This window comes from Bradyrhizobium sp. CCBAU 25360, assembly GCF_028128695.1.
Classification (GTDB): Bacteria; Pseudomonadota; Alphaproteobacteria; order Rhizobiales; family Xanthobacteraceae; genus Bradyrhizobium; species Bradyrhizobium ottawaense.
Genome location: NZ_LBJA01000030.1, coordinates 59,132 through 72,531, shown reverse-complemented (window position 1 = coordinate 72,531; position 13,400 = coordinate 59,132). Strand labels below are relative to the sequence as shown.

At 64.6% G+C, this 13,400-nt stretch carries 12 protein-coding genes and 1 tRNA gene; 4 read left to right on the top strand and 9 right to left on the bottom strand.

Features of this window, described 5'->3' with window-relative positions; all coding sequences use genetic code 11:
* Nucleotides 1-260 precede the first annotated feature (260 nt).
* Together tig and XH81_RS07615 are read right to left on the bottom strand one after the other, a co-directional pair.
* A complete protein-coding gene (gene tig / locus XH81_RS07620) occupies nucleotides 261-1,622 on the bottom strand; it encodes a trigger factor (RefSeq protein ID WP_028141437.1) in 1,362 nt (453 codons plus the stop codon).
* Between the two features lie 173 nt (nucleotides 1,623-1,795).
* A tRNA-Leu gene (locus tag XH81_RS07615) sits at nucleotides 1,796-1,880 on the bottom strand.
* Between the two features lie 154 nt (nucleotides 1,881-2,034).
* Between XH81_RS07615 and XH81_RS07610 the strand changes: the two genes are divergently transcribed.
* A complete protein-coding gene (locus XH81_RS07610; protein WP_271596093.1) occupies nucleotides 2,035-3,363 on the top strand; it encodes a multicopper oxidase family protein in 1,329 nt (442 codons plus the stop codon).
* Nucleotides 3,364-3,421: 58 nt separating this feature from the next.
* Here XH81_RS07610 and XH81_RS07605 read toward each other — a convergent pair whose 3' ends face one another.
* Complete coding sequence (locus XH81_RS07605; RefSeq protein WP_028141435.1) at nucleotides 3,422-4,921, bottom strand: bifunctional ADP-dependent NAD(P)H-hydrate dehydratase/NAD(P)H-hydrate epimerase; 1,500 nt, start codon at nucleotides 4,919-4,921, stop codon at nucleotides 3,422-3,424.
* 381 nt (nucleotides 4,922-5,302) lie between these two features.
* Here XH81_RS07605 and XH81_RS07600 point away from each other — a divergent pair, with 381 nt between their 5' ends.
* Nucleotides 5,303-5,641, top strand: coding sequence for a P-II family nitrogen regulator (locus tag XH81_RS07600; protein ID WP_007603495.1), 339 nt, complete (start codon nucleotides 5,303-5,305; stop codon nucleotides 5,639-5,641).
* Nucleotides 5,642-5,792: 151 nt separating this feature from the next.
* The gene (gene glnA, locus XH81_RS07595; RefSeq protein ID WP_018320110.1) at nucleotides 5,793-7,202 is read left to right on the top strand and encodes a type I glutamate--ammonia ligase; all 1,410 of its coding nucleotides are present in this window, start codon (nucleotides 5,793-5,795) and stop codon (nucleotides 7,200-7,202) included.
* Nucleotides 7,203-7,286: 84 nt separating this feature from the next.
* Here the strand turns inward: glnA and XH81_RS07590 are convergent, their stop codons facing one another.
* The 4 genes from XH81_RS07590 to XH81_RS07575 form a co-directional block, all read right to left on the bottom strand.
* Nucleotides 7,287-8,423: an asparaginase gene (locus tag XH81_RS07590; protein ID WP_038974915.1), complete on the bottom strand. Its 1,137-nt coding sequence runs from the start codon at nucleotides 8,421-8,423 to the stop codon at nucleotides 7,287-7,289.
* Nucleotides 8,424-8,503: 80 nt separating this feature from the next.
* Nucleotides 8,504-9,265 carry a slipin family protein gene (locus XH81_RS07585; protein ID WP_018320108.1) on the bottom strand — a complete coding sequence of 254 codons (762 nt, stop codon included), beginning with the start codon at nucleotides 9,263-9,265 and terminating at the stop codon, nucleotides 8,504-8,506.
* Nucleotides 9,262-10,680: an NfeD family protein gene (locus XH81_RS07580; protein ID WP_028141433.1), complete on the bottom strand. Its 1,419-nt coding sequence runs from the start codon at nucleotides 10,678-10,680 to the stop codon at nucleotides 9,262-9,264. Before XH81_RS07580 ends, XH81_RS07585 begins: the two co-directional genes overlap by 4 nt.
* A gap of 181 nt (nucleotides 10,681-10,861) precedes the next feature.
* Nucleotides 10,862-11,119, bottom strand: coding sequence for a tautomerase family protein (locus XH81_RS07575; RefSeq protein ID WP_028141432.1), 258 nt, complete (start codon nucleotides 11,117-11,119; stop codon nucleotides 10,862-10,864).
* Between the two features lie 153 nt (nucleotides 11,120-11,272).
* Here XH81_RS07575 and XH81_RS07570 point away from each other — a divergent pair, with 153 nt between their 5' ends.
* On the top strand, nucleotides 11,273-12,250 hold the full coding sequence (locus tag XH81_RS07570; protein ID WP_028141431.1) for a GlxA family transcriptional regulator: 978 nt from the start codon (nucleotides 11,273-11,275) through the stop codon (nucleotides 12,248-12,250).
* A gap of 157 nt (nucleotides 12,251-12,407) precedes the next feature.
* Here the strand turns inward: XH81_RS07570 and XH81_RS07565 are convergent, their stop codons facing one another.
* Together XH81_RS07565 and XH81_RS07560 are read right to left on the bottom strand one after the other, a co-directional pair.
* Nucleotides 12,408-12,941, bottom strand: a complete 534-nt coding sequence (locus tag XH81_RS07565) for an REP-associated tyrosine transposase (protein WP_028141430.1) — start codon at nucleotides 12,939-12,941, stop codon at nucleotides 12,408-12,410.
* 133 nt (nucleotides 12,942-13,074) lie between these two features.
* Entirely contained in the window at nucleotides 13,075-13,236 is a 162-nt protein-coding gene (locus XH81_RS07560) for a hypothetical protein (protein WP_162832275.1), read from the bottom strand.
* Nucleotides 13,237-13,400: the final 164 nt, after the last annotated feature.

The following is a 13,400-nucleotide window of genomic DNA, read 5'->3' as shown; positions in this document are numbered from 1 at the left end:
GCCAGTTTGGGCTGGATCTGCTGAAGGCCGATGGACGTCCCGTGATGCAGGAACTTGGTAGAGGTAGAAGGCGTACCGACAGATATAGCCCAATTCGCACCTGACAAGTGCGGAGCGCATTAAGGCTTAATCCGCGGGGCAGTTGAAGCTGATTCGTACGAAGAGGCCCAGCCGGCCATCTGGCTAGCTGGGCCTCTTTGCCGATCATCCTTAATGGATGGCTGCCTCAGAGCCCCATTCCGATGGTATCGAAACGGGCCTCAGGCTGCGGTCTTTTCCGCCTCGTCGTCCTTGTAGAGGTCCTCGCGCGAGACCTTCTTCTCGGTCACGTTGGCGAGCTCGAGGATGAAGTCGACGACCTTGTCCTCATAGATCGGTGCACGGAGCTGGGCCAACGCCTGGGCGTTGCTGCGGTAATAGTCCCAGACTTCCTTCTCGCGGCCGGGCATCGAGCGGGCGCGCTCGATCACGGCGCGGCCGACCTCGTCGTCGGTCACGGTGATCTTGTTCTTCTCGCCGATCTCGGAGAGCACGAGACCGAGCCGCACGCGGCGGTCGGCGATCTTGCGGTACTCTTCCTTGGCGGCGTCCTCAGTGGTGTCCTCGTCGGCAAAGGTCTTGCCTGCGGAGTCCATCTCGGCCTTGACCGAGTTCCACATGAGATTGAACTCCTCGTCGACCAGCGAGGGCGGCGCCTCGAAGCGATGGGCTTCGTCGAGGCGGTCGAGCAGCGCGCGCTTGACGCGCTGGCGCGTCGCGCCGGCGAACTCGACGTTCAGACGCTCGCGCGCGGCTTCCTTGAGCTTGTCCAGCGATTCGAGGCCAAGCGTCTTGGCGAACTCGTCGTCGATCGCGATGTCCTGCGGCGCCTCGATCGAGGTCGCGGTGGTCTCGAACTCGGCGGGCTGGCCGGCGAGCTTGTCGTTCATGTAGTTCTTCGGGAACGACACCTTCAGCGTGCGGGTCTCGCCCGCGCCGATGCCGGTCAGCTGCTCCTCGAAGCCGGGAATGAAGGTGTTGGAGCCGATCACGACCTGGATGCCTTCGCCGGTGCCGCCCTCGAAGACTTCGCCGTTGATGGAGCCCTTGAAGTTGATGGTGACGCGGTCACCCGACTCGGCCTTGGCGCCCTCGGCCTTCGCGGCATAGCCGCGGTTGGTATCAGCGATGCGCTTGATCGCCTCGTCGACGTCGGCGTCGGTGACGTCGGCCACGGGCTTCTCGACCTGGAAGGTCTTGAAGTCGGCGAGCGCGATCGCCGGCACCACCTCGATCGCGACCGTGTAGGTCAGATCGGTCTTGCCGCTCAGCAGCTCCTCGACCTCGGCCTGCTCGCTCGGCATGGTGATCTTCGGCTCGGTCGCAAGGCGGAAGCCGCGCTCGGAGAACAGCTGCGTATTGGTGTCGCGGATGGTCTGGTCGATGGTCTCGGCCATCACCGAGCGGCCGTAGACCTTCTTCAGGTGAGTGACCGGCACCTTGCCGGGGCGGAAGCCGTTGATGCGGACCTTGTCCTTGAGGTCGACGAGCTTGGCGCCGGCCTTGGCGTCGAGATCAGACGCGGGAACGCTGATCTTGAACTCGTGCTTCAAACCTTCCGAGAGGGTTTCTGTGACCTGCATGGCGTCCAATCTTCTTCCCGTTCGGTCCCGGCGCGCATGCGTCGGGACGCTGTCATTAATCGATCCGGCGCGAGGCAAACGCCTCAACGCCGGTGCTTCATCGAACCGGCTCCCGGCGGACAAACATCCGCGCGAAAGCAGGTCTCGTAATCCGTGCAAACGCGATAAGCGCTTGGTGCGGGCGGAGGGACTCGAACCCCCACAACTTTCGTCACTGGAACCTAAATCCAGCGCGTCTACCAGTTCCGCCACGCCCGCGTAAATTTGCATCAAGACCGGCCGCGATGCCGCGGGCGGCCGGGCTTATAACATGTGCCTGACTGTTCGCAGCAAAAAAATGGCCCGATGGAGGCAGGCTTTACGTAGGCACGACGGCTGGACTTATCCAGCGTAGCGTGGTCCGGATCGGCCCATGAAAACGCGGTTCTTCGACCCGACCCGACGTGAGCTTTTGGCCGGCCTTGCCGCCGGGCTTGGCACCGGGCTTGGCGCCTCGGCGGCCGGGTTGGTCGCCAGCAGTGCCGCCCCGGCCCTGACCGCCCAGCTTTCCCTTCAGGCAAGGCCGCAAACCCTGGCTCTGAGGCCGGGTCAGCCAGCTACACCAATCTGGGAGCTGGCCGCCGTAAGCCACCTCGGGAGCGTCCGTCTCAAGCGCGGCGACCGCTGCGAGGTGGTGTTTCGCAACGACCTGCCTGTCCCACTTGCCCCAGCCTGGTACGGCCTCAATGGCCCGGCCACGGCCGACCCGCTGCGCGGGCGCGCGCCCGCTCCCCCGGGCGCGACCGAAACCTCAATTATTTCAGTACCAAGCGCGGGAACCCTGCTGGCGGACTTCCGCCTCTTCGAGGACGTCCTGACGCGGCCTGCGCGCCCGCTTCCGGTCATCGCGCAGGAGGCAAACGCTGGCGCGGTCGATCGCGACGAGGTCCTGCTGATCGAGGAGTGGCGGTTGCGGCCGGACGGCACCGCACTCCCCCCGGGACAGGCCCCAAAAGACGTGACGCCGCTCTATACGCTTAACGGACAGACTTCATTTGAACTCTCAGCTGCAGCTGGCGAGCGTTTGCGGCTGCGCTTCATCAACGGCTCCCAACGCACTGTTCTGGCGATCAAATTGGAAAACCACGACGTCCGGGTAATGGCCCTGGACGGACAACCAGCCGAACCGTTCCCGGCGCGCAACGGTGCTCTGGTCCTAGCCCCGGGCGGGCGTGCCGATGCCATTGCGCATGCGGCCAGCTCGGCCCCGATTCTGCTCCATGACGGCAAGGAGGCGCACCGGATCGGCTCGCTTGCGGTCTCCGGCAGACTGGAGCGCCGCGCGCCGCTGTTGCCGCCGCAGCCGCTCCCTTCCAACGACCTGCCCGACAAGCTGGATCTCCGAGGCGCCCTGCGGTTCGATGTCGCGCTCGGCGCAGCCGACGCTGGATGGGCACGGTGTGCCGACTTCTCCAGATCCTCCGCCCCGGCCCTCCGCGCCAAGGCGGGCCGCACCGTCGTGCTGGCCCTCAAGAACACAGGCCCGGTGACGACCGTCTTCCACCTCCACGGCCACCACTTCCGCCTGCTCGACAAGCTCGACGACGGCTGGAAGCCGTACTGGCTCGACACGCTCGCCATCGAGCCCGGCCAGACCCAGCGCATCGCCTTCGCGGCGACCTCCCCCGGTCAATGGCTGATCGAATCCGTCGTCACGGACTGGACCGCGCCGCGGCTGGTGCGGTGGTACGCGGTGGAGTGATCTCTTGTAAGATCGGTTTCGCTGCACCCTACCCGTCCTACCCGCCGTAGCGAACAGCTCAGTACTCCACCCCCAGCGCATCATAGATCCGCCGGTGCACAGCCGGCAGCGTCTCGGTGAGATCCTCCGCGATCAGGCCCGGCCCGGCTTCTCGTCCCGCCTCGCCATGCATCCAGACGCCGATGCTGGCGGCTTCGAAGGCCGGCACGCCTTGCGCCAGCAGGCCGGCGATGATGCCGGCGAGCACGTCGCCGGCGCCGGCGGTGGCGAGCCAGGGCGGCGCGTTGGCAGCGATGGTGGCGCGGCCGTCGGGGGCGGCAATGGTGGTGTCCGGGCCCTTCAGGAGCACCACCGCGCCGGAGCGTTCGGCGGCGTCGCGCACGCGCTCCAGCTTGGAGCGGCCCGGGTGCTTGTTGCTGAGGTCCGAGAACAGGCGCGGAAACTCGCCCTCGTGCGGGGTCAGCACCACCGCGTTGTCTTGCGATGACTTGATCGATTCGAACAGGCGCTCGGGGGTTGCGGCAAAGCTCGTCAGGGCATCGGCATCGAGCACCAGACGACGCTGCGCGCCGAGCGCGGTGTGGACGAGATCGCAGGTGCGCTCACCGATGCCGGCGCCGGGGCCGATGATGCAGGTGTTGTAGCGCTTGTCGCCGAGCAGCTCGCCGAACTCGACGACGGTGTCGACGGGGCGAACCATGACCGCCGTGAGCGCGGCCGCATTGATCGCGAGCGCATCGCGCGGGCTTGCCAGCGTCACAAGGCCCGCCCCTGCCCGCAGCGCGCCGCGCGCGGCGAGCCGCGCAGCGCCGGTCGCCGCCGCATCGCCGGAGACTGCCAGCACATGCCCCCGCGCGTATTTGTGGCCATCGATGCGCGGCACCGGAAAAGCAGCGCCCCAGACATCCGGATCGTCCTCGAACGTCTGCGGCGCGATCTCGTCCAGCACCTGCGCGTCGATACCAATGTCGGCGACGCGCACGCGGCCGCAATGCATCCGGCCGGGCAGCAAGAGATGCGCCGGCTTCTTGCGGAAGAAGGTGACGGTTTCGGTGGCGTTCACCGCCGCGCCCATCACCGCCGCGCTGGTGCCGTTGATACCGCTCGGCAGGTCGACCGCGAGCACCGGGGCGCCGTTGGCGTTGATCGCCTCGATCATCGCGCGCGCCTCGCCATCGACGGGACGGCTGAGGCCTGCGCCGAACAGCGCATCGATGATCAGCGCCGGGCGTCCGATCGCCTGTGGATTGAATGGCAGCACCGGATGCTTCCAGCCGCGCGCCGCGGAGGCCGCGTCGCCCTGGAGCTGGTCGCGCTCGCACATCAGGATGACCGAGACCTCCCGCCCCTGCGCGGCGAGCTCGGCGGCTGCGACAAAACCGTCACCGCCATTGTTGCCGGGGCCGGCCACGATCAGGATCGGCCCCTCCTCCACCAGCGCCTGGGCGGCCTCGGCGACGGCCTGGCCCGCGCTCAGCATCAGCTTGAAACCGGGCGTGCCGGCCGCGATGGTGAGCTGGTCGGCGCGCTGCATTTCAGCGGTGGTCAGAACTTCCATGCCACTTCCCTGGTCCAAACGCCTTTTCAACAGGCACATGCCGCGCCGCCCCACCCTGGGGAACATCGATCTGCACACTTATTGAACCGTTTGCCTATTTCGTAGTCTTCGGTATTTTGTGCAGGTCGGCACCACTACTCAGAGATGCTCGTTAAAAGGCTGATAACGCTCCAACAATCAGGACATGTGCAACTTGGCATAGACCCTGCTTTCGAGGAAGCCGCTTCGGTTCGTCGTGCTCACTGGCATCTATCAGGGTGTGGCCGGCCGTTGTTGCCGGACTGGTCAGGGTTTCAGGCATAGCGAAGACAAGATCGTGCGTTAAGAAAAGCGCATCCTGACGAAGACGTTGCTATTTGATCGAAAGGCCGGAGGCGCGCAGTGAAGAAAATCGAAGCCATCATCAAGCCATTCAAGCTCGACGAGGTGAAGGAAGCGCTTCAGGAAGTCGGCCTTCAGGGCATCACCGTCACCGAAGCCAAGGGTTTTGGCCGGCAGAAGGGGCACGCCGAGCTCTACCGCGGCGCAGAATACATCGTCGACTTCCTGCCCAAGGTGAAGATCGAGATCGTGATCGGCGACGATCTGGTCGAGCGCGCCATCGACGCGATCCGCCGCGCCGCGCAAACCGGACGCATTGGCGATGGTAAGATCTTCGTCTCCAACATCGAAGAGGCGATCCGCATCCGAACCGGCGAATCCGGGCTGGACGCTATCTGAGCCGGGTGCTATCCCGAATTTTGCGACACTCCGACTAGAAAGAAGGCTGCTTCGGCGGCCTGATTTCGTTTGTGCGGTCGCGCAAAACTCGCCCGAGCGAGAATAATTTTGCTCATCTGGAAACCGACCCGCAGAGCCAAAAGGGGTATGCATGAAGACCGCCAAAGACGTCCTGAAATCGATCAAGGACAACGACGTCAAGTACGTCGACCTGCGCTTCACCGATCCGCGCGGCAAGTGGCAGCATGTGACGTTCGACGTCAGCATGATCGACGATGACATCTTCGCCGAAGGAACGATGTTCGACGGCTCCTCGATCGCCGGCTGGAAGGCGATCAACGAGTCCGACATGTGCCTGATGCCCGATCCGGTCACCGCGACGATCGACCCGTTCTTCGCCGAGACCACCATGGTCATCACCTGCGACGTGCTCGAGCCGACCACCGGCGAGCCCTACAACCGCGACCCCCGCGGCATCGCCAAGAAGGCCGAGGCCATGGTGAAGTCGATGGGCGTGGGCGACAGCGTGTTCGTCGGCCCCGAGGCCGAGTTCTTCGTGTTCGACGACGTGCGCTATTCGGCCGAGCCCTACAAGACCGGTTTCCGCCTCGACTCCTCGGAGCTGCCGACCAACTCCGACACCGAATATGAAGGCGGCAATCTCGGCCACCGCATCCGCACCAAGGGCGGTTACTTCCCCGTCCCGCCGCAGGACTCGGTGCAGGACATGCGCTCGGAGATGCTGGGCGCCATGGCCAAGATGGGCGTCAAGGTCGAGAAGCATCACCACGAAGTCGCTTCCGCCCAGCACGAACTCGGCATGAAGTTCGACACGCTGACGCTGATGGCCGACCACATGCAGATCTACAAGTACTGCATCCACCAGGTCGCGCACATCTACGGCAAGACCGCCACCTTCATGCCGAAGCCGATCTTCGGCGACAACGGCTCGGGCATGCACGTGCACCAGTCGATCTGGAAGGACGGCAAGCCGGTGTTCGCCGGCAACAAATACGCCGACCTCTCGGAGACCTGCCTGCACTACATCGGCGGCATCATCAAGCACGCCAAGGCGATCAACGCCTTCACCAACCCGTCGACCAACTCCTACAAGCGCCTGGTCCCGGGCTATGAGGCCCCCGTGCTGCTCGCCTACTCCGCGCGCAACCGCTCGGCCTCCTGCCGCATCCCCTACACCGCTTCGCCGAAGGCCAAGCGCGTCGAGGTGCGCTTCCCCGATCCGATGGCCAACCCGTATCTCGGCTTCGCCGCGATGCTGATGGCCGGCCTCGACGGCATCAAGAACAAGATCGATCCGGGTCCGGCGATGGACAAGGACCTCTACGACCTGCCGAAGGAAGAGCTGAAGCAGATCCCGACCGTCTGCGGTAGCTTGCGCGAGGCGCTCGAGAACCTCGACAAGGACCGCGGCTTCCTCAAGGCCGGCGGCGTGTTCGACGACGACTTCATCGACGCCTATATCGAGCTGAAGATGACCGAAGTCGCCCGCTTCGAAATGACCCCGCATCCGGTCGAGTTCGAGATGTACTATTCGGGCTAAGCAGCCCGGAAGGTATCCGACAAGCAAAAGGCGCTCCGCAAGGAGCGCCTTTTCGTTTGAATCGTAGGGTGTACGACCTGCCCGCTACCACGTCGCCGTAAAGGCCTTCTGCAGCTCTGCCGGCGCGGTCACGCCGCCCGCGATCAGCAATTGCGTGAGCACCCGCGCCTTCTGCGGATTGAGGTCTTCGGACACGACGAACCCGTTCTTGTCGTCGTCGACCTCGACGTTCCTCGTCACGAAGCCCGACCGAACCCGCGTCGAGCGAACCACGATGACGCCCTTCTTCGCCGCAGCTTCGAGCGCATCGAGCGCCGGCTTCGAGGTGTTGCCGTCGCCGACGCCGGCCAGCACGATGCCCTTGGCGCCGTGCGAGATGGCGTCCTCGATCGGAACGGCGTCCATGTTGGCGTGCGAGTACACGATCGCGACGCGCGGCAATTGCTCGCCGGCTGGAAGCTGATAGGTCGCGCGCTTGAGACCTTGAGCCTGCGCCATGAAGCGAATGCCGCCGGCGCTGTCGACATAGCCGACCGGCCCGTCATTGGCCGAGCTGAACGTCTCGATGCTGGTGGTGTTGGTCTTGGTGACCGAGCGTGCGCCCTGAATCTTGTCGTTCAGCACCGCCAGCACGCCGCGCCCGCGCGAGCGCGGGTCGGCCGCCACCTGCACGGCCTCGTAGAGATTGCCGGGGCCGTCCGCGCTGACGGCCGTCGCCGGCCGCATCGAGCCGACGATCACCACCGGCTTGTCGCCGCGCACCACGTTGTCGAGGAAGAACGCGGTCTCCTCGAGCGTATCGGTGCCATGGGTGATGACGACCGCATCGGCCTCGTTCTTGTCGAAGGCCTCCTGGATGCGACGAGCCAGCGCAAACCAGACCTTGTCGTTCATGTCCTGGGACCCGATCGACGAGATCTGCTCGGCGTTCAGCCTTGCGAGCTTGTCCAGGCCCGGCACCGATTGCATCAGCTGCTCGCCCGTGATCTGGCCGGATTTGTAGGCGCCGGTCGCACGCGCGTCGGCCTGGCCTGCGATGGTGCCGCCGGTCGCAAGCACGAGAATGCGCGGCAGGCCGGCAGCCATCGCGTCCTTGCCCGATTCCGCGGCCTGCGCCGCGGCGATCCCCCACGACCAAAGTGCGAGGGCGATCAGCGGAGCGGCGAGGATCGACGGCCGATTTCGGCGGTGGATTGCGGGTCTGGCGGCATGCTGCGTCATCGAATTCTCCTCCCGTTCAAGTTGGGATCGACATTCGATACGCCCAATGGGGCCGAAGATGGGTCGGCCTGTTCTTGTCGCTAAGGATTGTCCCGCCGCGGCATAAAATGGTCGAGCAGGCCCGTCGGCAGCGGAAAGACCACGGTCGACGACCGTTCGCCCGCGATATCGTGCAGGGCCGCGAAATAACGCAGCTGCATCGCCTGAGGCTCCTGCGCGAGAATCCGGCCGGCCTCGACGAGCTTTTCGGCAGCCTGCTGCTCGCCCATCGCATTGATCACCTTGGCGCGCCGCAACCGTTCCGCCTCGGCCTGTTTGGCAATCGCGCGCACCATGGTTTCGTTGATATCGACGTCCTTGATCTCTATGCCGGTCACCTTGATGCCCCAGACGTCGGTCTGCTTGTCGAGGATCTCCTGGATGTCGGCGTTCAACCTGTCGCGCTCGGCCAGCATCTCGTCGAGCTCGTGCTTGCCGAGCACCGAGCGCAACGTGGTCTGCGCGAGCTGGCTGGTGGCGGCCATGTAATCGCCGACCTTGATGATGGCACGTTCGGGGTCGACGATGCGGAAGTACAGAACGGCGTTGACCTTGACGGACACGTTATCCCGCGAAATCACGTCCTGCGGCGGCACGACCTGCACCATCACGCGGAGGTCGACCTTGACGAGTTGCTGCACGACCGGAATGAGGATGATGAGGCCCGGGCCCTTCACGCCGGTAAAACGGCCGAGCGTGAAGATGACGCCACGCTCGTATTCGCGCAGGATCCGAATGGCCTGGGATAGAAACATGATGACGAGCAGCAGAAGCGCCGCATAGGTCAGATATTCCAGCATCATGATGTACCTCCCTCACCGGTCCTGGCCGGTGCGCGCCGTATCAGCAGCGTCAGGTCGACGACGTTCGCGACTTCGACCGTCTCTCCGGGCTTGAACGTTTCGGCGCCACGCGCCTGCCAGCGCTCGCCATGGGCGAAGACGTGACCTTCGCTCCCACTCCAGTCGAGAACCTCGGCGGGCAAACCTCGCATCGCCTGCGCGCCGACCCGTTCCGGAGCCCGGGCGGCACGCCGAAGCGAACCGAGCACGACCAGAGCAAAGCCGGCGAACACGGCTGCCGTGATGCCGATCACCCACCACGACAGGTGGTAGCCGGGCGCCTCGACCCTGAAGAGCATCAGCGCTCCCAGCACGAAAGCGATGATGCCCCCGAGACCGATCACCACCGTCGGATTGAAGGCTTCGACGGTGAGAAGCACGATGCCGACCAGCATCAGGGCAAGGCCGGCATAGTTGATCGGCAGCAAATTGAGCGCATAGAGACCGATCAGCAGGCAGATCGCGCCGACCACGCCGGGAGCGACGGCTCCGGGAGACATGAACTCGAAGATCAGGCCGTAAATGCCGACCATCAGGAGAATGAACGCCACATTCGGATCGGTGATGACCGCCAGGAAGCGGGATATCCATCCGGGGTCGATGGCTTCGACGACCGCATCCTTGGTCGCGAGACGTTGCGTCTTGCCACCTGCAACCTCGACCACACGGCCATCGAGCTGCCTCAGCAATTCAGCCTGATCGCGCGCGACCAGCTCGATGGCGTGGGCCTGCAGCGCGCCGTTGGCAGAGAGAGTGGCGGCCTCACGGACCGCTTTCTCCGCCCAGTCCACATTGCGGCCACGCAGCTCCGCAAGGCTGCGGATGAAAGCAACCGCATCATTGGTCACCTTTGCCGTCATCGCATCCTTGGGCTGATCTCTGGGCTGATCCTTCTCGCTCTGCTGGTCGCCGTCCTTCTTGTCTTTGCCGCCCTTGTCCGGTGTACCGCCCGGCAGCCCCGGCAGCGGTCCGCCAATCTGCACCGGCGTTGCCGCACCGATATTGGTGCCCGGCGCCATCGCCGCGATGTGGGTCGCATAAAGGATATAGGTCCCCGCGCTCGCCGCGTGGGCGCCGGAGGGGGCGACGTAACCGACGACGGGCACGGGCGAGGCCAGCACATCCGCAATGATCTCGCGCATGCTGGTATTGAGGCCGCCGGGCGTGTTGATTCTCAGAAGCACGACCTCGGCGCGCCGTTCGCTTGCCTTGGCCAAGGCCTCCTTCACGTAACTGGCCGACGCAGGGCCGATGGCTCCGTCGATCGACACAATCAGTGCAAGACGGCCGTTCTCCTCCGCTGAACTGGGAAGGAGGCAGCAGATCAAAGCCACGACGCCAATCGCCGCAACGAGGGCCGCCTTCATGGTCTGCACGGCAGGGCTCCCTTGCAGAGCATATGGTGTTCGCCTCTCGAACCTCAATGCAGCCGTGTGCTGGTGTAGGCCCTTGTCCTGATTGTGCGATGCAATGGAAACCGCCCCGTAGATCGGTTGAGCACGGGGCGGTGGCGGGCGGACCATGCCTTGAGCTGATCCGCCCACGCATTCCGTGCTGCTAGCGCCGCGCGATCCGCACCCCGTCCGTCCCGATCGGGCCGAACGTGCTCGCGATGATCTCAGCTGTCGGCTGCATGCCGCCGAGCGACCAGTGCGAGGGCTCCTGCTCCTCGATCCTGACCCAGACGTTGCGGCGGAAATCCGGGCTGCCCTGCCCTTCGACCTCGACCAGGAGGTCGGTGACGCGTTCGAGCAGCGTCTTCTTCTGCGCGGCATCCAGAATGCCGCGGACGGTGGAAATGGTGACGTAAGGCATGTCTCTCTCCAATCATGTCGGTTGACGACGGCGGCAGATTGGACCGGACGCTCTCCGCAAGGCAGTGGCGGATAAGACAGAGATCAGGCAATTTCCGCCACGCGCCCGCGGACCCCATCGGATAGGATCGCGGCGTCAACCCCGGGGGGTCTCATGAAGCTCGCAATTCTGGCACTGGAAGGCTGCATGCATTCGGCGATCGCCGGCGTCGCCGACATCCTGTCGCTGGCCAATCACGTCATGCAGCAGAGCGGCGCAAAATCCCGCTTCAGCTGGCAGACGCTTTCGCTCGACGGCAAACCCGTGCGCGCCGGCGGCGGCCGGATGGTCGTGGTCGATGGCGGGATCGGGCAACGCGCTCGCTTCGACGCGATCCTCGTCCCCGGTAACCTCGTCGATCACGTCACGGCCGAGCGCCTGCAACCGCAATATGCCCGGGCCGGCGCCTGGCTCCGGCAGCAACACGCGAACGGCCGGCTGATCGGCGCGTTCTGCAGCGGCGTGTTCCTGCTGGCCGGCGCCGGCCTGCTCGACAACCGCCGCGCCACCATCACCTGGTGGCTGCAGGGCGAACTGCGGCAGCGTCATCCCACCATCGACCTCGCCGCCGACGCCGTCATCACGGTTGCGGACCGCATCGTCTGCGCAGCCGGCCCGATGTCGTGGGTCGACCTGCTGCTCAGGCTGATCGAGCTGGTCGAGGGCAAGGAGACCGCAAAACTATGCGCGGACTACGTCGTCATCGATACCGCGCAGCGCACCCAGTCGATCTTCATGCCCGTCGGCTATCTGCTCTCGCAGGACCCGCTGCTGACCAGGGCCGACCTCCTGGTTCGCCGCACCGGCAAGGCTCCCATGACGGTCAAACGGCTTGCCGGCGCGCTCGGCCTCAGCGAGCGGACGCTGAACCGGAAGTTTCAGGAGCTCACGCACGAGCCGCCGCAGGCCTTCATCATGCGCCGCCGCGTCGAGCACGCGCGCACGTTGCTGGAGACGACGACACAGCCGATCAAGGCGATCGCACGCACGACCGGCTATGAAGACGAGAGCAGCTTTCGCAAGGCGTTCCGCAAGCTCACTTTGATGTCACCGCAGGCCTATCGCGCGCGACGGATGGAGCGGACGATGTGACACGCCTTCGAGCCGTCCGCTTTCGTTCCGCATCCGACTCCACTTCGTTCTCAAAGAACAAATCAGAGCCGCAAAAATCAGGGCGGACCAATTCCTACTGATTGGTTTACGTAGGGCGGATTAGCCGAAGGCGTAATCCGCCGACTGCTCGCGACGCTCACGCGCGTTCGCCAAAGTCACCGTCCGTGCTGCTCTCTCCTGCCCAATCCTCAGGAAACAGGCCCGCCTCGACATCTCGGTGGAACGACGAATGCGGCCAGTCCAACACGCGGGTCACATAACCATGCTTCACGGGATTGATGTAACAATACTCGACATGGCGTGCGTAGTCGGTTTCGTCGCGGATGAGGTGCTCCCAGAATCGGTTCTGCCATATGCCACGCTCCCGTCCTGCGATCTGTACCGCGGTCAAAGGCTCCGTCTTCGGCAAGGTCTTCGCGAAGCGCGTCTTGATCAATCTCCACCGCATGGAAAAATCGGCATCGCCGTCCGGAAGCGTCCAGACTGCATGAAGGTGGTCCGGAAGAACGACAAACGCATCGATCGCGAAAGCATAGTCCCGACGCGTCGCTGCAACAGCCGCGCGCAGCGCTGCGATGTGCTCGACGAGCAGCCTCTGCTTGCGGTCGAGAAGATTGACCGTGAAGAACCAGCAACCACCCGCAACAAATGCACGGCGATAGTTTGGCATTGAAGCTGCCCAATCAAGACAAGATGGCGGATTACGCCTTCGGCTAATCCGCCCTACGGCCCGCTCTGGGCGAATGCGGAGGATGCGAGCAGGAGAAGGACCGTGACGGTGGCGCTGCGCTTCATCGCTGCCCTTAGCGAACAACGCCAGCCGCGTCGTCCGTGCTCGGGATCAGCCAATCGAGCCCGATCAGGCACACTTCGAGGACAACGAACGCGACAATGCCGCCGACCCAGCCGAAGAAGACGATGGAAAAGGTCCCGAGCAAGATTGCGCAAAACAGGTCGGCAAGCACCTTGCAGACGCGGAAGTCTCGGTCGTGTCCAGACGGGAAATACGGCATCGGGCGCCCCTTTCGCTGCTCTGGGCCCGGACTTAGCCACAGCGCGAGGCGACCGTCTACTCCGCCAGCCTGCTGATCAGTTGCGACGTCGCAATCGAGATCCGCCGCTCCCCGTG

Coding starts and splice junctions, on each gene's coding strand:
- XH81_RS07610 (WP_271596093.1), top strand. CDS start 2,035: ATGAAAACGCGGTTCTTCGACCCGACCCGACGTGAGCTTTTGGCCGGC.
- XH81_RS07590 (WP_038974915.1), bottom strand. CDS start 8,423: ATGACGCAGCATGCCGCCAGACCCGCAATCCACCGCCGAAATCGGCCG.
- tig (WP_028141437.1), bottom strand. CDS start 1,622: ATGCAGGTCACAGAAACCCTCTCGGAAGGTTTGAAGCACGAGTTCAAG.
- XH81_RS07585 (WP_018320108.1), bottom strand. CDS start 9,265: ATGATGCTGGAATATCTGACCTATGCGGCGCTTCTGCTGCTCGTCATC.
- XH81_RS07565 (WP_028141430.1), bottom strand. CDS start 12,941: ATGCCAAACTATCGCCGTGCATTTGTTGCGGGTGGTTGCTGGTTCTTC.
- XH81_RS07605 (WP_028141435.1), bottom strand. CDS start 4,921: ATGGAAGTTCTGACCACCGCTGAAATGCAGCGCGCCGACCAGCTCACC.
- glnA (WP_018320110.1), top strand. CDS start 5,793: ATGAAGACCGCCAAAGACGTCCTGAAATCGATCAAGGACAACGACGTC.
- XH81_RS07570 (WP_028141431.1), top strand. CDS start 11,273: ATGAAGCTCGCAATTCTGGCACTGGAAGGCTGCATGCATTCGGCGATC.
- XH81_RS07575 (WP_028141432.1), bottom strand. CDS start 11,119: ATGCCTTACGTCACCATTTCCACCGTCCGCGGCATTCTGGATGCCGCG.